This window comes from Acidobacteriota bacterium (genome assembly GCA_034211275.1).
Taxonomy (GTDB): domain Bacteria; phylum Acidobacteriota; class Thermoanaerobaculia; order Multivoradales; family JAHZIX01; genus JAGQSE01.
Genome location: JAXHTF010000115.1, coordinates 1 through 21,927 on the forward strand (window position 1 = coordinate 1; position 21,927 = coordinate 21,927).

Here is a 21,927-nt window from a genome sequence, read left to right on the forward strand (position 1 = left end):
GGGCCAGGCGGCCGTGGATCAAAGCTTCGCCCCAGCCGCGGTAGACGTCGGTGTCGCAGGTGTAGTTCATCACGTCCACCGAGCGAGCTCCCGGCGGCCGGGCGCCGATCTCGCCGAAGACCGCTTCGCCGTCGCTCTTGAGGAACCACTCCATGTGGGTGAAGCCGGTGCGGAAGCCCAGGGCTTGGAGCACCGCTTCCCCCAGCCGATGCCCCGCCGCCAGCTCGGGCCGGCGGAGGTCCTTGAGGTTCATGGTTTGGGGGCTGACCCATTGCAGGGAGCGTCCGATGAGCACGTTGGGGCGATACCAGGCCATGTTGCGGAAGAGGATCTCGCCGCCGGCGCAGATGGTGTCGAAGGTGAGCTCTCGGGCGTCGATATATTCCTCGACGCTGACCTCCGGGACGTGGCGGATTTGGGGCAGCACCCGCTCCAGATCTTCGGGGTCATCGAGGCGGTAGGTGTCGGCGCTGCCGGCGCCGGCGATGGGCTTGACGATGAGGGGATAGCCGATGCGCTCCGCCGCTTCCCGCACCTCGGCCTCGGTGGTGGCGCTGGCGTGGTGGGGGGTGCGCACGCCGGCGGCGTCGAGGGCCTGCTTCATTTTCTCTTTGTCGCGGAAGAGGACGGTCTGGGCCACCGACATGCCGGGCAGCCCGAAGGCCTCCCGCAGGCTGGCGCAAAGCAACATCCCCGGCTCCCACAGGCATTCGATGCGGTCGACCCCTCCCACCGGCCGCAGCCATTGGCGGAGCTGCTCCAGCAAGGCCGCCTCATCCCACAGGTTGGAGACCCGCAGATAGGCGTCCAGATGATGGCGGGCAACCTCCGGCAACGCCCCCTCGGGCTGGTCGCCGACGCCCAGTACGGTGGCCCCGGCCTGTTTGAGGCCGCGCACGAAGCGGGGCATCTCGGCGGGGAATCCGGGGGAAAAGAAGAGCACTTTCATGGTGGGACTCCGGGGATCAGCACTATTCCATCAACCTAAGCGCACTCGCACTAGGCTGACCAGTCGCATCAAGGCTTCCGCGACGGTCTTCGTGTTCTGGTGGCGCAGGATGACGTAGCCCTCGCCCTCGTAGCCGCTGCCCTGGGGCTGGCCGGGTTGGGGGAGCCGGGTTTCGATCACCAGGTCGCCGAGCTCTCGCTGGGCGGCCTCCAATCCTTCTACGGAACGCACCTTGCCGCGGCCCTGGCCGCGCAGGAAGGCGGCGCCGGTGGCCCAGCGGCGCTCCGGGAAGCGTAGCTCGTCATAGACCATGAGGTGTGCCCAAGCGCGGCGGAAATCGCTCTCGTGGGCATGGGAGATGAGGGTGGTGATCTGAGCTCCCGGTGGCCGGGCGGCGACCTCGGAGATGGCGATGGAGCCATCGCCGCGGCGAAACCATTCGAGGTGAGTGAGGCCGGTCTGCAGTCCCAGAGCGGCGAGGGAGCGGGCGCTGGCTTCGCGGATGTCGGCGTATTCCTCCGTGACCCCCTCCCGGGGCAGCAGCACGCACCATTGGATCCACGGGTTGCGCAGCACCTCCAGCGGGGTGGGCTGGTAGTGGGTCATGGAGCGCCACACCGGCTCGCCGCCGATGCAGATGGTCTCGAAGGAGTGTTCGGTGCCGGTGATGAATTCCTCCAGCAGCATCTCGCGCCCCGGGCTCGGGCGCAGGAGCTGGAGGGATTGATCCAGCGAGGCCATGTCGTCCACTCGGAAAGTGGCCTTGGCCCCGGCACCGTCCGGCGGCTTGACCACCAGCGGAAAGCCGGTCTCCTCGGCGAAGGCGCGGGCCTCGGCGGTACTGGCCACCAGACGATGGCGGGCGCAGGGGAGGTCGTGATCCCGCAGCACGGTCTTCATGCGCGCCTTGTCGCGGAAGTTGTGGGCGGTCTCGACGTTCATGCCCTCGATGCCCAGCGTCTCCCGCACCTGAGCCAGGGGCACTTGGAGTTGCTCCAAAGCCCCCAGCAACCGATCCACCGTGCCGCCCATGCGGCGCCCCAGCTGGCGCACGCCGTCCAGAAGCTGTTGCAGATCCAGCGCCTGGTCGACCCGCCAGTGGGCGTCGATCTTGGCCCGCAGCCGCGGCGGCAGCGTTTCCACGGACTGCTGGCTGAGCAATCCCAGCCGCACTCCCGGCAGGTCGGCGGTGACCTCGACGAAGTGGAGGGTGGTGGGGAGGAAGAAGGGGGCGACGAAGACGACGTTGGGCATGACGGGTTTCTCGAAAGGAGCTTTCTCGCAGCGGGCGGTTTTTCGATGAGAAGACGAGTATAGCCCTCATTCCACAGCCTTCGGGAGGCGTTGTGCCGGGGCTGGCACAGGTCGTCCCGCGGTTGGTACAGGAAGGAGGGCTTCGGAGGCGCCCAAGCCCCCGAAACCAGGGCTGCAGGGCGCCTTCCGGGGGGTGGCATCGGCCTTGCTCAATAGGCGTATAGAAGTCATTCAAGACGATTCAACGGCGCCGGATTCAGGCCGCTTCCACGGTGTTCTCCGGCGTCTGACCTCAGGAGCTTCAAGATGTCCAAGCAGTTCTTCCTCTCGTTCGTCACCGGGTGTGCCCTTTGCCTCGTCCTCGGGCTCACCGCCGCCTGTGGTGGTTCCACCGACGCCGGTGCGAATGCCGCCAACGCCGCTTCCGACTCCGCCGACTCTGCGTCCTCTGGTGCGCCCGAGGCTGCTTCGAGCTCCGGCGTGCAGGCGGCCAAGGCCCAGGGCACCATCGAGACCAAGTACTTCAAGACCGTGTTGCCGGAAGGGTGGTCGGTGGCGGCGGACGACATCGAGCGCATGGGGCTGATGACGGTCTCCAAGGACGGCACCGCCTCCCAGGAAAGCGTCTACTTCAAGTTCGAGGGTGGCGGCAATTTCAGCGGCGACCCGATGCAGTTGATCTCGAAGTTCGCCGGCAGCTACGACGGCACGCCGGCGGAGAGCGTGACCATCAACGGCATCGATTGGGCCCGCACTTCCTACACCTACAACGGCCTGGATCAGACGCTGATGATCACCAACCACGACGGCTACAAATTCACCTTCACCATCATGGGCGACGGCTACGAGGAGAGCCCGGGGGTGAAGGCGATCCTCGATGGCCTGGAGCTGATCTGAGGCCGGGAAGGAGCGCGTGATGAGCAAGAACCACGGGATGGGAGCGCTGCTGGCGGTGGCCTTGCTGCTGGGCCTGGGGGCCTGCGGCGGGGGAGGTCCGGATGAGATGAGCCGGGAGTCCAGCCGAGCAGGAGCAGCGGCGGAGTCCGGCGCCGGGGCCACCGCGGAGGCTCAGGATTACTCCGGCGCTTGGTGGTACCGCACCTTCGGCGACGAGACGGTGCTGGCGGAGTCGTCGGAGCTGGCGATCTTCCGCAAGCAGGAAGATCTGGGGCGGGACGAGGCGCTCTCGGCACGGTTCCGGAGCCAGGGCGGCAAGGCGACTCTCTGGGTGGAGTTGGAGAGCGCCGATGGCGATCGGGAGGAGGAGATGGCGCTGACCTCCGAGCAATACCTGGAGCTGTGGCGGCAAGTGGTGGAGACGGGCTTCGTGGCCGCCGCCATGGCGGGCGAGCAAGGCTTCGGCTCGGGCACTGCGATCTATCTCCACGGTTCCGCGGGACCCCAGGAACTGGGCTGGAGCGTCTCGTCGACCCGCGCCGGCCTCAACGGCGTGGAAGCTTCGAGGAAGCTCGTCGAGCTTCTGGAAACGACTGCAGCGGAGCACTCGGCCCTCTATCGAGAAGAGAGCTGAGAGCCCGCTGACTCAGAGTCTGGAGCGGATGCCGAGAGGCACTCTGCATTTACGGGCCGGTGAGGCCTCTCCTCCTCGCCGGCCTGATTTTTCCCTCCCCTGGAGCAGGGGCCGTCGGTTCCGGGACGTCGGGAGTCGGGTCCTGCGGTGGCCGCAGACGGCCATCCTCGGATCCCGCTCCCTCCTCGTACCGGTAGGAGTATTAGGAACGGTTCGGGACAGGTCGAACTGGAGTGGAATCGTTCTAAGTGACTGAGAAATATGGAACCAACAAGTGGGTCCCATTGAAGGAGTACGAGATGAGCATGCGCTGGATGACGGTTTGGATCTTGGTGACCCTCGGTGGGTTCTGGGCGTTGCCGGCGGCGGCGGCGACCTTCACGGTGGACTTTACGGACGACATCCAGGATGCCCATCCGGGGGATGGTTCGTGTGCCACCAGCGGTGGGCTCTGCACGCTGCGGGCGGCCATCGAGGAGACCAACGCTTTGGCGGGAGCGCCCCATACCATCGAGCTGCCGGCGCTGGCTGCGGGGATGAGCTACCAGGTGTTGGACACCGGAACTCTCGAGCTACAACAGGACGTCACCATTCGCGGGCTCGGTAGCGATCCGGTGCCGGTGACCGGGGATATCTTTCTGACCCAGGCGATCTTCACCACCTGGAGTCCCAATATCGAGGTGGTGATCGAAAACCTCGAGCTGCGGCCTCGCGCCACCGCCGCCATTGCCGGCTTCTTCGCCCAGCAGGTGGATGTGGACGTCACCTTCCGGGACACGGTCTTCATTTCCGGCGACGACCAGGGGGACGTGGGACTGGTGGTGCAGGATGGCACCGTGCTCTGTGAGCGCTGTGAGTTCCGCGACGGCGACACCGTGGCGATCAACGTCACCGGTGGTGAGCTGCGTCTGGTGGACTCCGAGGTGCGGAACAATCGGTCGCCCTACTTCGCGGGCGCCGGTCTGCTGGTGGAAGGCGGCACGACCTATCTGCACCGGAGCCTGGTGGAAGGCAATATCGTGGGATTTGGCGCGGCCAACACCGGCGATGGTGGGGGCCTGCATGCCATAGGTGGTCAGGTGACCCTGGTCAACTCCACCATCTCCGGCAACTCCGCCAGCCGCCACGGCGGCGGGATTTACGTCAAGAATGCTTGGGTGGTAGCGCAGAGCTCCACCATCGCCTTCAACCGCGCTGATTGGAACGAGAGCGGCCAAGGCAACGGCGGAGGGATCTACACCGATTCCCTGGGCTTCGTGCAGCTGGAAGGCACCATCCTCAGCGACAACGAAGACTATTGCAATGCCCCCTTCTGCCTGCCCGACGGTTGGGATTGTGACGGCCTCGGGTTGGAGAGCCTGGGGTACAACGTGATTCACTACACCCTCGGCTGCACGATCACCGAGACGCGGCCGGGGACGGACCACTACGGCCAGTCGGCGCAGCTGGCCATTCTCGGAGCCTGGGGCGGCGAGACGCCCACTCATCCGATCTTCTCCACTGGTCCCGCCGCCGATGGTGGCGACCCCGCCGGCTGCTTTGCTGACGGCGATCTGGATCCCATGACCGCCGACCAGGCGCTGACGGAGGATCAACGGGGGAGCTTGAGGCCGGAGGACGGAAACCGAGATTCGGTAGCGGTATGCGACGTCGGTGCCTTCGAGCTCAACTGCGCCGAAGGCTTCGACTTCGACACCGACGGCATCGGGGTGTTCTGCGACAATTGTCCCAGCGATTCCAACCCCGGGCAGGAAGACGGTGACGCCGACGATGTGGGCGATGTTTGCGACAACTGTCCACAGGATCCCAACACCACCCAGCAGGACACCGACAGCGATGGTCTGGGCAACGCCTGCGACAATTGCGAGTTCTTCTCCAACCCGGATCAGGCCAATGGTGACGGCGACAGCCTCGGCGACGCCTGCGACAATTGCCCCCTGGACACCAACCAGGATCAGGCGGACGGCGACGGCGACGGGGTGGGCACGGTGTGCGACAACTGTCCTGGGGACGCCAATGCGGGTCAAGAGGACCCGGACGGGGATGGTCTCGGGAGCGCCTGCGACATCTGCCCCGACGACGCCGACCCCGGGCAGGAAGATACCGACAGCGACGGCTTCGGCGACGCCTGTGACAACTGCCCCGACGCCAGCAACTCCGACCAGACCGACACCGATGGCGACGATGTCGGCAATTTCTGCGACAACTGCGACGACACCCCGAACCCGGATCAGGCGAATGCGGATGGCGATGGCTTCGGCGACGCCTGCGATTGCCTGCCGGACCACTCCGGTGTCCGCACCGGTTGCCTGAGCTGCGGTGGCTTCGATCTCTATCGCCAGCCGTTCCAGACGCCGGATTTGCCCTCCCTCTACGTCTCCTCCGCGACGCAGACGGTGGCGGAGTCGCCGGTGGATGCCTCCCACCATCAGATCGCCATCAACGAGGCCATTGGCGGCATCCGCATCTGGGGCCACCGGGTAGATCCTCTGGACGAGCCCTGCCGGGCGGATGGAGATCTATTGGTGGTGCGTTTCTACAGCGATGATGCCGGTTCCCCCGGAATCTTGTTGGCGGAGCGCTCCGGCGTTCCCACGGTCACCGATACCGGCCTGGAGCTGGACTACGGCCCCGACGGCCAGCTGCCGCTGCTGCAGCACGACCTGACCTTCGACACCGGTGTGGCACCCCCCGGAAAGGTGTGGGTCGCCTTCTACATCGATGCCGGAGGATCCTGCGCCTTCCGTGCCACTACCGACACCGTCACCACCACCTGGGACAACGAGTTCTATTGGGTCGGTCCGTCGACTCGGGTGCTGGAGGATCTGCCCTTCTGCCTGGGCCGCGGCGGAGATCCCACCATCTTCACCGACGGCTTCGAGTCGGGCACCCTGGGTGCCTGGTCGAGGGTGGTCTCGGACTGACGCGGTTGGAAGCGAGGCCTGGGAGCGCCGGCATCTTGCCGGTCGTCAGGAGCAGATCGCAGCTGATTCAACGAGGATCCAACAAGTGGGTCCCCCCTGGTGGGGCAGCTCGATCTTTGAGGCAAGGAAGACGGTGCCGGGGCGTCGGGAGTCAGGTCCTGCGGGTGGCCGCAGACGGCCATCCTCGGATCCCGCTCCCTCCTCGTACCGGTGGGAGTGACGGGAGTGGGCGGGGACGGGGCGAGCGGGAGTGGAACCGTTCTAAGTGACTGAGGAATATGGAACCAACAAGTGGGTCCCACCGGTGGGAAAGTGGTGCTCTCGACCCCTGGGAGCGCCGGCATCTTGCCGGCCGTCGGGAGGAGATCGAGGCTGATCCAACAGAAACCAACAAGTGGGTCCCACCGTGGGTGAAGAGCAGTGGGTGAAGGGCGTGGGTGAAGAGGGGGCGAGGGCCCCTGTGCTAGGCTCCCTCGCCATGCCCTTGGTCCTGGTGGTTCAGGAGGACGACCGCAACCTCCGCTTTCCTCTCGCTCCCGGCGAGCACCATCTCGGTTCCCAGGCGGCCTCGGCGCCGCGGCTTGGGCACCCTACCGTTTCCCGTTCTCATGCTCGGTTGTTGGTGGAAGAGGACTCTCTCCAGGTGGAGGATCTGGGCTCCTCCAACGGGACCTTCGTCGACGGCCGGCGCATCCATGAGGTGACGCCGGTGGAGCCCGGGCAGCAGCTGGTCTTCGGCACCGTGAAGGCTTGGGTCGAGGTGGTGGAGGATGCGGATCTGGAGGCGGCAGTGGCCATTGGGGAGGAGCCGGCGGTGTCTGCTCCCAGCCGGGCTTCTTCCGCCGGCGGGCTGGACGCTGGCGGTGGCCCGATCCAGCGAACCGTATCCATGGGGTCGGTGAAGGGTTTCGTCTTCGAGGGCTTGCCGGGGGTGTTGGATCGCCTGGAGCAAGGGGCACCGGTGGCGACAGTGGCCCAGGTGCTGGGGGAGGCGCTCTTCCGCACGCTGCCCTGTCGGGAGGTGGTGGTGTTGGCGGAGGGGGGCGAGCCGGGGATCCTCTTCGAGGCGCGCCGGGATCCGGAGGAAGACGGTGACGAAAGCACCGCCCGAGCCGTGTCCGTGGATGGCGAGGGCTGTCCCGTCGAGGTGCGTCGCAGCGAGATCGTGCTGACCGTGGAGTTTCTCCATCCGGCTCATGCCCGGAGCTATCGCTCGTTGGTGGAGAGCGCCGCCCGGCTCCTGGGGCTCGGGGTCCGCCGGCGGCCAAAGACCCCTGTTCTCGAGCCGCTCTCCCCACCGTCACCGCCGGATCCGCCCAGCGTCGAGCAGGAGATGCGGCAGCTCTACGAGGATGCGGTGCGGGTGGCCGCCGGGGAGGTGAGCGTGCTCATCACCGGCGAGTCGGGCACCGGCAAGGAGCTTTTGGCGCGCTTCGTCCACCGGGCCTCGGGCCGCCGGGAGCGGGAGTTCGTGGCCCTCAACTGCGCGGCGCTGCCGGAGGACCTGCTGGAGTCGGAGCTCTTCGGCATCGAGAAGGCGGTGGCCACCGGGGTCGATGCGCGGCCGGGGAAGTTCGAGCTCGCCGACGGCGGCAGCCTCTTTTTGGACGAGATCGCCGACATGGCGCCGGCGACCCAGGCACGCATTCTGCGGGTGCTCCAGGAACGGGAGGTGTACCGCCTGGGGGGGCGCCAGCCGCGGCCGGCGCGGGTGCGGGTGCTGTCGGCCACCAACCGGGATCTGCGGGGGATGGTGGAGGAGGGGAGCTTCCGCCTCGACCTCTACCACCGCATCGCCGATTGGACGGTGGAGCTGCCGGCGCTCCGCCAGCGTCGCCGGGACATCCCCAATCTGGCGGCCTATTTTCTCGACCGCGCCGCCCGCCGACGGGGGGTGCGGGCGCGGGGGATCTCCCGTGCGGCGCTGGACCAGCTGCTGGCCTATGCGTGGCCGGGCAACGTGCGCCAGTTGGAGCGGGCCATGGAACGGGCGGCGATTTTCCTGGAGGACGGCGAGTTGTTGCAGACCCGTCATCTGCCGGAGGAGCTGCGGGAGTCGGTGGCTCTGGGGCCCGCCGAGGCGGGGGATTTGCGCAGCCGTCTGGAGGTCCACGAGCGGCGCATCCTCGAACAGGCCATCGCCGCCGAGGACGGCAACTTGAGCGCCGCTGCCCGTGCGCTGGGTATCGGCCGTTCGACCCTCTACCGCCGCCTCAAGGAGTTGGGAATCGATGCCGCCGCTGGTGAGGAAGCCACCTGAGGCGAGCTCTTCCCCGGCACCGCTGCCGGTCCGCCATCCCGTAGAATGACCTCCCCGGCGGCGATAGGGCGCGCCGGTGCAACCCGGTGGTGGAGCCCGCCGGTGGAAGGGGTCGGCGAGGATGGATGTGCTGAAGATTTGTTGGGCGTCGTCGGAGATGGCGCCCTATGCCAAGACCGGGGGTCTGGCGGACGTGGCCCAGGCACTGCCGGCCTATCTCGCCGAGGCGGGGCACGATGTGCGCACGTTCATGCCCCTCTACGGGCGCATCGACACCAGCTCCGGGTTTACCGTGGTGGAGTGGTTGGTCAACCGGCCGCTGACCATCGGCGGCCGCACCTTTCACTACTCCCTGGTCACGGACAGCCACCCCGGTGACTCGCTGCAGCGCTTCTTCGTCCACTGCCCGGCGCTCTACGGCCGCCCCGAGATTTACACCGGCGACGGCGACGAGGCGTTGCGCTTCGCCTTCTTCACCAAGGCGGTGATCGAGAGCTGTCAGGGCATGGGCTGGGCGCCCCACGTCTTCCACTGCAACGACTGGCACACCGGTCTGCTGCCCCTCTTCCTGCGCCATCACTACGGTTGGGACCGCATGTTCCATGCCTCGAAGACGCTGTTGACCATCCACAATCTGGGCTATCAGGGAGTCTTCCCGACTTCCAAGCTGGGGCAGCTGGACCTCTCCGGGTGCGCCGACAAGCTCTACCAGGACGACCTGGCGGCGGGGGTGGTGAGCTTCCTCAAGACCGGCCTGGTGTACTCCGACTGGCTGAGCACGGTGAGTCGCACCTACGCTCGGGAGATTCAAACGGCGGAGCACGGCATGGGTCTCGAGGGGGTGCTGCGGGCGCGCTGGGATCATCTGGTGGGCATCGTCAACGGAGTGGATTATTCGTCCTGGGATCCCTCCGTCGATCCCCATCTGCCGTACGCCTACGGTCCCGACGATCTGGAGGGCAAGGCGAAGAATCGGCGCCATCTGCTGGAGAGCGTCGGCCTGGACGACGACCCGGCGGCGCCGGTGGTGGGCCTGGTCTCCCGGCTGACACCGCAGAAGGGCCTGGACCTGCTCTTCGAGCCCTTGCCGGAGATGCTCGCCGGCCGCAATGTGCGGTTGGTGCTCCTGGGCTCCGGCGAGCCGCGCTACGAGCAATTCTTTCGCGATCTCCAGCGCCGCTTCCCCCGCAAGGCGTTCTTCTACCGCGGTTACAACGAGCCCCTGGCCCACCTCATCGAGGCGGGAGCGGATCTCTTCCTGATGCCGTCGCGGTACGAGCCCTGCGGCCTCAACCAGATGTACAGCCTGCGCTACGGCACGGTGCCCATCGTGCGCAAGACCGGCGGCCTGGCGGATACGGTGCAGCTCTTCGACCGCGCCACCGGTCGCGGCACCGGCATCGTCTTCGAGCACTACAACGCCGACGCCCTGCGCTGGGCCCTGGTCTACGCTCTGGAGCTCTTCCGCGACCCACCGGCCTGGCGGCAGATGATGCTCAACGGCATGCGGCAGGATTTCTCCTGGCAGGTCCAGGGGCAGGAGTACGAGCGGCTGTATTTGCGCATGCTGGGTGGGTGAGGGTTTTTTTGAAAACCCTACTCAGGCCCCGGCCTCCGTCTCCCGCCAGTGCTGGATGCGCCGCCAGAAGAGCTCAGTAAAGAGGTCGATCTCGTGCTCGGGGAAGAGGGCAGCGACTTTTTGCCGCACGGCGTCGCGGGCGACGTCGGAGGCGAAGAAGTCGCAGAGGACCTCGTCGAGGTGGCTCAGATGGGTGGCGCAGAATTCTTCGAAACGGTCCATCTCCAAGCGCTCCCGGGCGATCTTGCCGTAGGCGGCGAGGCGCTCGCGGTAGGGGAGGTCCTGCTCCAGCACCTGGTAATACGGCTCCCAATCGACGTTGCGGCGCATCTTGCGGCCGGTGACGGCGCAGAAGATGGACCAGCGTAGCTTGGAGCGGATTAGCCAAGGGAAGTGGAAGTGCAGGGAGGTGACCTGGGAGTCGGGGCAGGCGTTGGCGAAGTCGATGGGGATGAACTCGCCGTTCTGCCGGAGCGCCTCGCAGGAGTTGAAATCCCAGCCGAAGAAGGTGTTGATGGTGAGGGTCATGTCCTCGAGGAGCGAGCGCTCGTCGTCGGTGACGCTCTGGGCGTCCAGGGTGTAGCGGTTGTGCAGCGGTGCCGACGGGTCGTAGCGCACCACCCGTACCTGGGGCCCGATGCCGACGCAGCGGACGAAGAGATCGAAGTCGCCCACTGCCTTCTGCAGGTGCATCAGCCGTTTTCCGCTGCGCTCGTAGGCCTCCTTGAGCTGCTCCTCGTTCTCGATGCGGTCGACACCCACCCAGGCGCCGCCGTCGTAGGGCTTCATGAACAGGGGGAAGCCCAGCTGCCGGCCCACGTGGCCGAGGTCGAAGAGCTTGGCGTAGCGCTGCAGCGTCGGCTCCAGGTCCGGCGTCGGCTCGTAGGATTTGGGCGGCACCAGCCAGGTCTTGGGCACCGGCAGGCCCAGGTGGGTCATGGCGGCGTAGGTGGTGGCCTTTTCCATCGACTGCACGGTCCAGGGATTGTTCAGGACGTAGAGGTCGTCCATGATCACGGCCTTTTTGATCCACTCGCGACTGGTGTGGTACCAGTGCGTCAGCCGGTCCAAGACCACGTCGTATTCGCAGGGCTGGTCGAGGGCGAAGGGCTCGATGGTCAGCCGCTGGACCTCGACCCCCACCGTGTCCCCGTCCACGGGAATGTTCAGCTGCAGGCGCTCGAGGATTTGCTCGAAGCAGATGGGCCAGCAAATGTCCGCACCCAAGGAAAGTCCGATCTTGCGGGTGATGTGGGCCATAGCTTTCTCGTCTCCCTGCCTCGCGGCTGATTCTCTCGTCTAAGGTTCCCGGCTGCTCATTCGTAGACCATCCAAAGCGGCCCGGGGAAGAGCCATGATAGCGCCTGCCGCAGCCGGTCCCGCCAGTTTTCCCAATTGTGCCCGTCCCGGGCCTCGACATAGCGCACGTCGAGGCCCAGCTCCCGCAGCAGCGGCATCATCGAGCGGTTCTCGTAGATCAGCGATTCGTAGACCCCGCAGCTGAGGAAGACCCGCTCCGCCGGCCGCCCCGGCTCCGCCCGGAAGGCGTTGACGAATTTCACCACCGGGTCGAAGACCGGCCCCCGCTGGTGACGGCCGATGTCGGTGAAGGCGAAGGAGCCGCTTTGCAGTAGCAGCCGGCTGAACACCCCCGGATAGCGCCACGCCGTGGCCAGGCTCGCCACGCCGCCGAAGCTGGCACCCATCAGGCAGCGGCTGGCGGGCTCCGGCTGCAGCGGGTAGTGCTGTTCCAGGTAGGGCAGCAGCTCCTCGACGATGAAGCGCCCGTGGCGGGGATCGTCGGCGTATTCGAGCAGCCGGTCCGGGGAGTTGGTCAGGGCGACGATCATCGGCGGGATCTCCAGCCGGTGGATGAGATTGTCCAGCACCGTCTGGAGCCCCGCGTAGTGCAGGTAGTCGTGGCCGTCGTGGACCACCAGCAGCGGATAGCTGCGCTGGCTGCGGAAGCGCGCCGGCAGATAGACCTGAAAGTGGCGGGGGTCCTCGAAGGCCTCGCTGTGGAGGTGGTGCTCCTCCAGGGTACCGGGGCGGGCCTCGGGATCCGGCAAGGTCCACTCCGGCCGCTCGTAGCCGCTGGCCTGGCACACCGAGTTGGCGCCGAAGGGATCGAAGGCGAGGTGCGGGTTGAGGGGGTCGCGAATCCAGTTGTGGTCGTCACCGTGGATGACGTCGATCTTGTACTCCACCCGCGAGCCTTCCGGCAGCGTCATCACCAGGTACCAATAGTCGGTCTCTCCGATGCGGGTGAAGGGTTGGGAGGACTCCAGGCCGTAGATGAAATGGCGCAGCTCCACCCGATCCGCCGAGCCCTGGTAGAGGAAGGTGACGGAGGTGCCCTCCGCCAGCGGGATGGTGTGCTCGTCGACGAAGGCCGCCAGCGTTTCCGGCGTCGGGTCCTGGCGCAGCAGGCGATGGATGGCCAGGGGCATTACCAGCTCTCCACGGTTTCGAGGCTGCCGTCGGCGGCCAGGAGCGGTGTATCTGCACCGGTGGTCCAGCTGCTGCCGTCCCAGCTCAGTCGGGCGCCGGGATCCAGGGTCACGGAACGGGCGGGGGCGAAGCGGCGGGCGAAGAGAGCGACCCGCACCGGGTCGTCGAGGCGCAGCCGCTGGCTGGCGTGGGGCAGGACCACCACGCCGGAGCACAGGCCGAGGCCGAGGTCGAGGATCTCCGCGTTGCCGGCGCCCTGGGGCGGCCGGTCGTGGAAGAGGACCACCGAGTCGGTCAGCGCCATGGCGCCGGCGGACCAGGCGACGATGGGCCGGCCGGCCATCATCTCTTCCAGCCGGAAAAGACGCAGCCGGTTGAGCAAGACCGCCACGTGGCCACCGGCGATGGCCACCGCGTCGCTCTCCTCCACCACTTTGCGGATCTTCTGGCGCTGGCTGCGGGTGGCGCGGTCCATGGCCTGACCCCACTCCTGCTCAAACTCTTGATGGATCTCCCCCAGCCGGCGGCGGTGGTGGGCGTCGAGCTCCCGCACCGCCGCCACCGCCGCTTCCCGCTCCGGCTCCAGGAGCTCCGGCGGTCCCTTCCTGCGCAGCAGCTTGCGCGCCGGTTCGAGAGCGTAGTCCAGCCGGATGCGGTGCAGCCGCTGCAGCCGTTTGAGGGTCTGCTGGCGTTGGCGCAGGGCCTGGAAGACCTTCGGCGAGCGGTCGAAGACGGTTTCGGCGCGGCGATGGAGCTGCAGATTGGTCACCGAGCGGCCGACGTGGCGCCGCAGCTCGTCGACTTCCGACTCCCGTTCCTGCCAGCCGGCGGTGATCACCGCCAGCGGACCGGAGAGGTTCAGCTCTTCCAGTACTTGAGCGATGGAGGGTCGGTAGCGCTGAGGGCCTAGGAGCGTGATGTGGCTCATGGGAGGTGCTATTATCCACGGGTCCGTCGTCCAATTGAAGCACCCTTGAGCAAAGGTTTGGCCCGCGAGCGAAGGACCGGTGGGCAGTCCGAAAGCGAGAAGATCTATGCACGTTCTCTTCGTAGAACCGAGCTTTCCTTACTATCAAATCAAGTTTGTGCGCGCTTTGAAGGCCGTGGGTGCCCGAGTCACGGGCATCGGCGAGGTGCCGTCGAGCCATTTGCCGCCGTCGGTGCGGGAGGCCCTCTACGGCTACGAACAGGTCTCCAACGTGTGCAGCGAAGCGGCCATGCTGGAGACGGTGCGCCGGATCCAGCGCCGGGAGTGGGTGGATCGCCTGGAGTCTACCGTCGAGGCCCACATCCTCACCGCCGCCAAGGTGCGGGAGGCCTGCGGCATCCCCGGCACCTCGGTGCAGACCGCCTATTTGTGCCGCGACAAGCCGGCGATGAAGGACGCCCTGCGCAAGGCCGGCGTGCCCTGCGCCCAATCCACCGGCGCTGAATCGGAAGAGGAAGTGCGGGATTTCTGCGACCGGGTGGGCTATCCGGTGATTCTCAAGCCCCGGGACGCCGCCGGTGCCGCCGGTACCTGGCGGGTGGATCGGGAAGAGGATCTGGCCGACACGCTGCGGGAGTGCGGCATCGGCCCCCATCGCTCCATCGCAGTGGAGGAGTTCATCGAGGGTCACGAGGCCTTCTACGACACGCTGTGCATCGGCGGCGAGGTGCAATACGACTTCATCACCCATTACTACCCCGGGGTCCTCGAAGCCATGCGCACCCGCTGGATTTCGCCCCAATTCGTCACCACCAACCGGGTGGCGGCGGAGAGCTACAGCGAGGTCAAGGAGCTGGGGCGCAAGGTCATCGAGGCTTTGGGTATTGGTACCTCCGCCACCCACATGGAGTGGTTCTTCGGGCCCAAGGGATTGAAATTCTCCGAGATCGGCTGCCGGCCGCCGGGGGTTGGGGCGTGGGATCTCTACTGCGCCGCCAACGACTTCGATCTCTACCGCGAGTGGGCCAACGCCATCGTGCACGGCAAGGTCGAAGCCCGGCTGTCACGGCAGTATTCCGCCGGCATCATCAACCTGCGGCCGGACCGGGACGGCCGCATCGTCGGTTACGAGGGGCTGGAAGCGGTGGAGCGAGCCTACGGCAACCTGATCATCGACTCCCACATCCCCTCCGTGGGGACCCCCACTCAGCCGGTGGAGGCCGGCTACATGGCGAACGCCTGGATCCGCGTGCGCCACCCGGACTATGATGAGCTGCGTAATATCCTGAATACAATCGGCCGCACCGTCCAAGTACGGGCTGCCTGAGCGTGTGTGGGCCGCGCCTTTCGGGGCCACGGTCCCATGCGACCCTTCGCCCCCCTGCGAGAGGCCGCTGAAATGCAAGCATCAGACTCTTCTCCCCCTTCTTCCTCCGGAGACGGCGCCGTAGGATTCGATCCCGATCCCGACCTCAGCGTCTTGGAGCCGCGCCCCCTGTGGCGCGCTTTCGATCAGCTGCGCCGCATCCCCCGGCCGTCCAAGCACGAGGAGAAGGTGCGCGCCTGGGTGTTGCAGGTGGCCGCCGATCACGGCTGCGAGACGCGCACCGACGAGGCCGGCAACGTGGTGATCCGGGTGCCCGCCACCGCCGGCTTCGAGGATGCGCCGACGGTGGTGATCCAGGGGCATCTGGACATGGTGTGCGAGAAGAACGCGGATACCGAGTTCAATTTCTTCGAGGATCCCATCCGCCTGCGGTTGGAGGGCGACATCCTCACCGCCCAGGGCACCACCCTGGGGGCGGACAACGGCGTCGCCATCGCCGCCGGTCTCGGTCTGCTCGGCGACGACAGTGTGCGCCACGGGCCCCTGGAGCTGCTCTTCACCCTCGACGAGGAGACCGGTCTCAACGGCGTCAAGGCCCTCGATCCCTCCATCGTCACCGGCCGGCTGCTGCTCAACCTCGACGCGGAGGAGGAAGGGCTCTTCGTCATCGGCTCCGCCGGCGCCCGCTCGGCGGTGGTGCGGCTGCCCCTAGAACGTAGCGCTGCCGCCGGCGGCAGTGCCTTCCGTATCGCCGTCGCCGGTGCCACCGGCGGCCATTCCGGTGCCGACATCCACCTCGGTCGGGCCAACGCCATCCGAGCCCTGGCCGAGATCCTGGAGCGCTTGCCGGACTCGGTGGCCGTCGCCGAGGTCGCGGGGGGCAGTGCTCCCAACGTCATTCCTCGGGAAGCCGCGGCGGTGGTGGTGGGGGAGCGCTCGGCGGTGGCGCCGGTGGTGGAGGCGGCGTCGGCGGAGCTTCGCCAACGCCATGCCGACACCGATCCCGGGCTACGGGTGGAGCTCCGGCCGGTGGACGTTCCCGAGCAGGTTCTCACCTCCGGCACGGCGCGGGCTTTGGTGACGCTACTCCATCGTCTGCACCACGGCGTGCGGGTCATGAGCCCGGTGCTCGAAGGTCTGGTGCAGGCGTCGAGCAATCTGGCGACGGTGCGCCTCGACGCCGAGACGGCGGAGATCCACTGCTCCAACCGCAGCTCGGTGGCGGAGGATCTGGACGCCGCAGTGGCGGAGATCACCGAGCAGGCCCGGGAGGCCGGGGCGGAGGTGACCACGACCCGCGGCTATCCCGGTTGGCAGGCGGATCCCAGCTCCAACCTGGTGCAGCTGGCGGTGGAGGTCTACCAGCGTCTGTATGGCCGCAATCCCGAGGTCACGGGGGTCCACGGTGGCCTGGAGTGCGGCATCCTGGGGGAGAAGATCCCGGGGCTCGAGATGCTCTCCTTCGGCCCCGACATCCGCAACCCCCACTCGCCGGACGAAGAAGTGAGCGTCAGCTCCGTGCGGCGGGTTTTGGGCGAATACCTTCCTCTACTCCTGGCGGCGCTGGCTCAGCCCTCCGCTGCAACGCCCATCGAGGGATCCTGATTCAAGGAGGCGACGGTGGCGTTGGACAACGGTGGGGGATCAGCGGACCGGTCGGAAGAGCTGGAGCTGCGGCGGAAAGTCGAGAGACTGCAGGCCCGTATCGACGAGCTGGAAGCGGCGGAACAGGAGCGCCAGCAGGCCCGCGAGCTCTTGCGCGAGAGTCGGGAAATGCTGCGCCTGGTCACCGACCACATTCCCCACGGCATTTATTGGAAGGATCTGGACTCGGTCTACCTCGGCTGCAACCGCCCCTTCGCCCTGATGGCGGGGCTCGAAGGCGTCGAGGACGTGGCGGGGAAGACCGATGACGACTTTCCCTGGAGCCGCTGGGCAGGGCGCTATCGGGATGCGGATCAGGAAGTGATCCAGGGGGACGGCCCCCAGATCAACCGGGAAGGAAAGTACATTCGCCCCGACGGCAGCGAGGGCTGGATGCGCACCACCAAGGTGCCCCTCCACGACGGGCAGGGCCGGGTGGTGGCGATCCTCGGCGTCGACGAGGACATCACCGAGCGCCGGCGCCGCGAAGAGGCCATGCGCTCTCTGGCTCAGGTGACTTTCTCCTCCGCCGGAGAGGACTACTTCCGCTCTCTGACGCGCTATCTGGCGGAGGCGGTGCAGCTGCCCATCACCTACGTTTCGGAGATCGACGAGGAGACCGGGAAAGTAGCTCAAACCCTGGCGGTGTGGGACGACGACCACTGGCGCGAGAACTTCACCTACCCGCTGGAGGGCACGCCCTGCCAGAAGGTGGTGGGCACCGAGCTGTGCATCTTTCCGGAGAACGTCCAGGAGCTTTTTCCCGATGCCCCGGTGCTGGTGGATTGGCAGATCGAGTGCTACATCGGCGCTCCGCTCTACGACTCCAACGGTCGCCCCAGCGGCTCCCTGGTGGCCCTGGGCCACGAGCCCCTCACCGACACCGAAACCGCCGCTTCGATCCTCAGCGTCTTCTCCGCCCGGGTCGGGGCGGAGATCGAACGTCACCGCGCCGATCGTGCTCTGCGGCAGAGCCGGCGCCGCTACCAAGGCCTCTTCGAAGATTCCCCCATCTCGCTGTGGGAAGAGGATTTCTCTGCCGTCAAGGAGTACCTGGAGAGCCTACAGGAGCAAGGCGTCGAGGATCTCCCCGCCTACCTCGAAGAGCATCCCGAGGAAGTCGTACGGTGTACCTCGCTGGTGCGGGTGATGGACGTCAACCGGGCGACGGTGGAGCTTTACGGTGGCCTCCGGAAGGAGCAATTCCTCGCCGGGCTGGGCAAGATCGTCACCGAGGAATCGCTGGCGGCGATGCGCAAGATTCTGGTGGCGCTGCTGCGGGGAGAGCGCAGCTTTGAGACCGAGACCGTGAACAGCACCCTCGACGGCCGGCGGCTGGTGGTCAAGCTGCGCTGTTTCGTCGCCCGGGGCAGCGAGCGTCCGTGGAATCGGCTACTGCTGGCGATCACCGACATTACCGACATCAAATGCACCGAAGAGGCCCTGCGCCAGACCCGTGACGAGTTGGAACGGCGGGTACTGGAGCGCACCGCCGATCTGGAGGCGGCCCATCAGGACCTCAAGGCGTTGCTCTACATCGTCTCCCACGACCTGCGGGCGCCGCTGATCAACGTCAAGGGCTTCGCTGGGGAGCTGCAAGCCGCCTGTGAGGAGCTCCGGGGGCTGGTGCGGCGGGAGCGGCGGGAGCTCTCCGGCGACGAACAGCGCCGCCTCAACGAGTTGATGGAAGAGGATATGCCCGAGGCCCTGAGCTTCATCGACAGCTCCGTGACCCGCATCAACCACTTCATGAACACCCTGCTGCGGCTGTCCCAACAAGGCCAGCGGCGGCTGAGCATGGAGCTCATCGACGTCGATGCGGTGGTGCGGGAGGCCCTCGCCAGTCTCGCCTATCAGCTGGAGCAACGGCGGACGGTGGTGCGGGTCGGCGAGCTGCCGCCGGTGACCGCCGACCGCATCTCTTTAGAGCAGATCTTCGGCAATATTCTGAGCAATGCGGTGCTCTACCTCGACCCCGAGAGGCCGGGGGAGATCGAGGTCAGCGGCGAGGTCACCGACTCCGCCAAGGTCTTCCACGTGCGGGACAACGGTCTGGGCATCGACGCCGAAGATCTGCCCAAGGTCTTTGCCCCCTTCCGCCGTGGCCCCAACCAGGAGGTCGACGGTGAGGGAATGGGCCTGGCCTACGTCCAGGCGCTGGTGCGGCGCCACGGTGGGCGCATCTGGTGCGAGTCGGAGGTCGGTGTGGGCAGCACCTTCAGCTTCAGCATCTCGTCGCGGCTGCGGCAGGAAGACTCCCGCTCCACCCTCGAGTTGCTCACCGCTCTCGACGAGTAGCTCCCACGAGCCAGCCCCCCTGAATTAGCTAGACTGAACTAGCTCAACGTCGCCTGATCCCGCAGCTGCTCTGCGGCGGGGGAGAGGGGAGCGTAGGTGAAGATGCGGTTGATGCGGTCCAGCGCCTTGGCGTGGTCCCCTACGCCCTGGTAGACGATGACCTCGGTGAGGGCCTTGTCCGCCAGCACGTTGAGCCGCTCCAGCACCGCCTCGCTGTGCTCGCCGTTGGGGAAGCGCTTGAGGTAGTCGGCGCCGTTTGCCAGATCCTCGTAGCGCGGCACCATCTGCTCCAGCCGCTGGCGGGCGATCTGCTGCAGCTCCGGATCCTGATCCATGTCGGCGAGCTGCTGCAGCGCGCTCAGCTCTTCAAGAAACGGCGCCAGGTTGCGCAGGCCGTTGCGCGCCTTGTTGCCCTCTTCCCCTTCCGGATCCTCGCGCCAGGCCAGCAGGTAGTGCTCCACCGCCGGCGTGCTCTGGCGCAGGCGGCTGTAGGCGTTGCCCAGGGCCAGGGCCACCTGGGGAACTTCCGGGCTGTCGGGATAGTTGCTCAGGAAGGTCTCTAGGAATTGGGTTTGGTAGACGTCGCCAGCGAGCACCTCTTGGGCTTTGGGATAGAGGGTCTTCACCTCCTTGCGCAGCTGGTCCAATTCCTCGCTGGCGGTGCCCAGGAAGGTGCTGCGGGGGGTCAGCCGGGCGACGGTGGCGATCTGCTCCTCGTAGGCGGCGATGACCTTGCCATAGTCGCGCTTGAGCTCGTCCTGCCCCAGCTCCTCCTGCCGTAAGTGGTCGAGCTGCTCGAGGCGGATCTCTTCCGCCAGCGTTCCCGACGGCCAGGCGTCGAGGGCGGTGGCCTTGAGCCAGCGGGCGATCTCCGGTTTGAGCTTGGGGCGCTGGGTGAAGTCCACCAGCTGTTTCTGCACCGACTGGCGGTAGGCGTCGGCGGTCACCGACTCCTGCACCTTGAGGTATTTGGCCCGCTCCTCGGCGGCGCGCTGGCGGCTGTCCTCGAAGGGATGGGTGCGCCAATAGCCGTAGGTCTTGTTCAGCGGGATGCGGTCGAGCATGGTCTGCCACAGCCGCTCGGCGCCGCCGGGGTCGTAGCCGGCGGCGGCGGCCAGGCGCTGGCCTTCGTCGTCCGCTTCGGTCTCGAACTCGCGGCTGTAGCTGAGCAGCAGCAGCTGACTGACGATCATGGAGGTGGCGATGGCCCCTTCTACCATGCTGGCGCTGCCGGAGGAGTCGCGGGTGGGGCCGTAGAGGCTGTAGGGATCGTAGTCGCGCCGCGAGTTGTTGTTCTTGGCGGTGGCCGCGACGCCGAGGATCAGAGCGGTGCTGAGGGCGCTGAGGAGGGTCGCTCGCTTCTGCATGCGGGTGCCGTGGCGGTGCACCACGTGGGCGATCTCGTGGCCCAGCAGGCAGGCCAGCATGTCGTCGTCGAGGCCCAGCTCCAGCATGCTGCGGGCGAGGAAGATCTGACCGCCGGGAAGGGCGAAGGCGTTGGGGACGGGCATGTCCACCAGGTAGAAGGTGAAGGGGAACTCCTGGAACCGGGTCTTGCTGGCGAGCTCGTAGCCGATGCGGTTGATGCGCTCGAGCTGCTCCTCGTCATCCCACTCGCCGTAGTATTGAAGGCCCTCGTAGGCTGCCTCCATGCTCTTGTCAAAGAGGTCCTCGTCGCTGATTTGTTGCTGCGCCAGACTGACTTGCGGAAGGACCAGGAGCAGGCCGGCGAGGAGCGCGGCCAGGGGCTGCCTCAGGGGCAGGGTCCGAAGCGGGGAGAGCAGCGAGGGGTGATTCACGGTCGGGTACCTCCGGTGACGAGGGTGCGGATCATTCGCTGGAGACTCCTCCCGGGCCGGTTAGGGTGCCATGGCGGCTTCCAGCACCAAATCCTACCCGAGAAGTCCCCTACCCCGAGATTCGATGCGAGATTCATACCACTGGGGGCGGTGGGTCGTCTGCCGGCTTCGGGGCGACGGGGGCCGCCATCTGCAGCGACTCGGGCTTGAGGATGCCGCCGGAGATGACCATGCGCACGCCCTCCTCGACGGTGATGGGCAGGTCGATGGCGTCGGGGCGGGGAACCATCAGCAGGTAGCCGCTGGTGGGGTTGGGGGTGGTGGGGAGGAAGACCAGCAGCAGGTCCTCGGTGCCCTCGCTCAGCTGTCCCCAGCGGGCGTTGCTGGTGACGAAGGCAATGGAGTAGAGGCCCTGGCGGGGATACTCGATGAGCACCACCCGTTTGAAGGCCTCGGTCTGGCTCTGGGAGATGGCGTCGACGATGCCCTTGGAGCTGGAGTAGACGGTCTTGGCCACCGGGATGCGCGCCAACACCTTCTCGAAGAGCTGAATCAGCCGGCGCCCGAAGACGTTGCTCGACAGCCAGCCCAGCAGCAGTACCACCAGGACGGTGAGGATCAGTCCGACGCCGGGCATGCTGTGGTCCGGCCCCAGCGCTCGCCGCAGAAGCCAGGCGAACATGCCGTCCATGAGCTGGAAGAGCAGCACCAGCACGTAGACGGTGAAGGCCAGGGGCGCCAGGATCAGCAGGCCGGTGATCACCGTGCGCCGTAGCTGCACGGCCCAGCGCCGCAGCGGGGACCGGCGGCGGGAGGAAGGCCTGAGGGAGGGCCTGGATTGGGGTGTTGGGCTCACGGTGGGGAGCATAGCAGCCCGCGGTTCTAGCAGCCCGCGGTGAAAGTCGAGCCGCGCTACGAGCGGCCCTTTGTCGCCGAATCTTCGTTCGAAAACCTCGTCGATACCCGCATCGCCTGCGGTTTTC

15 protein-coding genes are annotated in these 21,927 nt (G+C 66.8%); 8 read left to right on the forward strand and 7 right to left on the reverse strand.

Annotated elements, in window-relative coordinates; genetic code table 11:
* Nucleotides 1–949: ATP-grasp domain-containing protein (locus SX243_16590; protein ID MDY7094591.1), on the reverse strand; the 949-nt coding region annotated here is incomplete at its 3' end.
* A 30-nt stretch (nucleotides 950–979) separates the two neighbouring features.
* The gene (locus tag SX243_16595) at nucleotides 980–2,203 is read right to left on the reverse strand and encodes an ATP-grasp domain-containing protein (GenBank protein MDY7094592.1); all 1,224 of its coding nucleotides are present in this window, start codon (nucleotides 2,201–2,203) and stop codon (nucleotides 980–982) included.
* 306 nt (nucleotides 2,204–2,509) lie between these two features.
* Here SX243_16595 and SX243_16600 point away from each other — a divergent pair, with 306 nt between their 5' ends.
* From SX243_16600 to SX243_16620, 5 genes are all read left to right on the forward strand, one after another.
* The gene (locus SX243_16600; GenBank protein MDY7094593.1) at nucleotides 2,510–3,100 is read left to right on the forward strand and encodes a hypothetical protein; all 591 of its coding nucleotides are present in this window, start codon (nucleotides 2,510–2,512) and stop codon (nucleotides 3,098–3,100) included.
* Between the two features lie 19 nt (nucleotides 3,101–3,119).
* On the forward strand, nucleotides 3,120–3,734 hold the full coding sequence (locus SX243_16605) for a hypothetical protein (protein MDY7094594.1): 615 nt from the start codon (nucleotides 3,120–3,122) through the stop codon (nucleotides 3,732–3,734).
* 299 nt (nucleotides 3,735–4,033) lie between these two features.
* The gene (locus SX243_16610) at nucleotides 4,034–6,658 is read left to right on the forward strand and encodes a thrombospondin type 3 repeat-containing protein (GenBank protein MDY7094595.1); all 2,625 of its coding nucleotides are present in this window, start codon (nucleotides 4,034–4,036) and stop codon (nucleotides 6,656–6,658) included.
* Nucleotides 6,659–7,136: 478 nt separating this feature from the next.
* On the forward strand, nucleotides 7,137–8,918 hold the full coding sequence (locus SX243_16615; GenBank protein MDY7094596.1) for a sigma 54-interacting transcriptional regulator: 1,782 nt from the start codon (nucleotides 7,137–7,139) through the stop codon (nucleotides 8,916–8,918).
* 127 nt (nucleotides 8,919–9,045) lie between these two features.
* Complete coding sequence (locus tag SX243_16620; protein MDY7094597.1) at nucleotides 9,046–10,497, forward strand: glycogen synthase; 1,452 nt, start codon at nucleotides 9,046–9,048, stop codon at nucleotides 10,495–10,497.
* A 21-nt stretch (nucleotides 10,498–10,518) separates the two neighbouring features.
* Here SX243_16620 and SX243_16625 read toward each other — a convergent pair whose 3' ends face one another.
* The 3 genes from SX243_16625 to SX243_16635 are packed head-to-tail and all read right to left on the reverse strand — an operon-like array spanning nucleotide 10,519 to nucleotide 13,876.
* Nucleotides 10,519–11,757 (reverse strand): hypothetical protein, encoded by a 1,239-nt coding sequence (locus tag SX243_16625; protein MDY7094598.1) that lies wholly within the window; start codon nucleotides 11,755–11,757, stop codon nucleotides 10,519–10,521.
* Nucleotides 11,758–11,813: 56 nt separating this feature from the next.
* Nucleotides 11,814–12,947 carry an alpha/beta hydrolase-fold protein gene (locus SX243_16630; GenBank protein MDY7094599.1) on the reverse strand — a complete coding sequence of 378 codons (1,134 nt, stop codon included), beginning with the start codon at nucleotides 12,945–12,947 and terminating at the stop codon, nucleotides 11,814–11,816.
* Nucleotides 12,947–13,876, reverse strand: a complete 930-nt coding sequence (locus SX243_16635) for a Type 1 glutamine amidotransferase-like domain-containing protein (GenBank protein MDY7094600.1) — start codon at nucleotides 13,874–13,876, stop codon at nucleotides 12,947–12,949. Before SX243_16635 ends, SX243_16630 begins: the two co-directional genes overlap by 1 nt.
* Nucleotides 13,877–14,051: 175 nt before the next feature.
* On the opposite strand from SX243_16635, the gene SX243_16640 reads away from it, so the two are divergent.
* The 3 genes from SX243_16640 (at nucleotide 14,052) to SX243_16650 (ending at nucleotide 19,145) form a co-directional block, all read left to right on the forward strand.
* Nucleotides 14,052–15,203 carry an ATP-grasp domain-containing protein gene (locus tag SX243_16640; protein ID MDY7094601.1) on the forward strand — a complete coding sequence of 384 codons (1,152 nt, stop codon included), beginning with the start codon at nucleotides 14,052–14,054 and terminating at the stop codon, nucleotides 15,201–15,203.
* A 72-nt stretch (nucleotides 15,204–15,275) separates the two neighbouring features.
* Nucleotides 15,276–16,808, forward strand: a complete 1,533-nt coding sequence (locus tag SX243_16645) for an aminoacyl-histidine dipeptidase (GenBank protein MDY7094602.1) — start codon at nucleotides 15,276–15,278, stop codon at nucleotides 16,806–16,808.
* 15 nt (nucleotides 16,809–16,823) lie between these two features.
* Nucleotides 16,824–19,145 (forward strand): ATP-binding protein, encoded by a 2,322-nt coding sequence (locus tag SX243_16650; protein ID MDY7094603.1) that lies wholly within the window; start codon nucleotides 16,824–16,826, stop codon nucleotides 19,143–19,145.
* Nucleotides 19,146–19,183: 38 nt separating this feature from the next.
* On the opposite strand, the gene SX243_16655 is transcribed toward SX243_16650, so the two are convergent.
* Together SX243_16655 and SX243_16660 are read right to left on the reverse strand one after the other, a co-directional pair.
* On the reverse strand, nucleotides 19,184–20,944 hold the full coding sequence (locus SX243_16655; protein ID MDY7094604.1) for a M48 family metalloprotease: 1,761 nt from the start codon (nucleotides 20,942–20,944) through the stop codon (nucleotides 19,184–19,186).
* 133 nt (nucleotides 20,945–21,077) lie between these two features.
* The coding region (locus SX243_16660) for a DUF502 domain-containing protein (GenBank protein MDY7094605.1) at nucleotides 21,078–21,927 on the reverse strand (850 nt) is incomplete at its 5' end.

What these genes read in the sequence shown, in the direction of transcription:
- SX243_16595 (MDY7094592.1), bottom strand. Translation starts at nt 2,203, where the DNA reads ATGCCCAACGTCGTCTTCGTCGCCCCCTTCTTCCTCCCCACCACCCTC.
- SX243_16645 (MDY7094602.1), top strand. Translation starts at nt 15,276, where the DNA reads ATGCAAGCATCAGACTCTTCTCCCCCTTCTTCCTCCGGAGACGGCGCC.
- SX243_16625 (MDY7094598.1), bottom strand. Translation starts at nt 11,757, where the DNA reads ATGGCCCACATCACCCGCAAGATCGGACTTTCCTTGGGTGCGGACATT.
- SX243_16635 (MDY7094600.1), bottom strand. Translation starts at nt 13,876, where the DNA reads ATGAGCCACATCACGCTCCTAGGCCCTCAGCGCTACCGACCCTCCATC.
- SX243_16610 (MDY7094595.1), top strand. Translation starts at nt 4,034, where the DNA reads ATGAGCATGCGCTGGATGACGGTTTGGATCTTGGTGACCCTCGGTGGG.
- SX243_16630 (MDY7094599.1), bottom strand. Translation starts at nt 12,947, where the DNA reads ATGCCCCTGGCCATCCATCGCCTGCTGCGCCAGGACCCGACGCCGGAA.
- SX243_16615 (MDY7094596.1), top strand. Translation starts at nt 7,137, where the DNA reads ATGCCCTTGGTCCTGGTGGTTCAGGAGGACGACCGCAACCTCCGCTTT.
- SX243_16600 (MDY7094593.1), top strand. Translation starts at nt 2,510, where the DNA reads ATGTCCAAGCAGTTCTTCCTCTCGTTCGTCACCGGGTGTGCCCTTTGC.
- SX243_16605 (MDY7094594.1), top strand. Translation starts at nt 3,120, where the DNA reads ATGAGCAAGAACCACGGGATGGGAGCGCTGCTGGCGGTGGCCTTGCTG.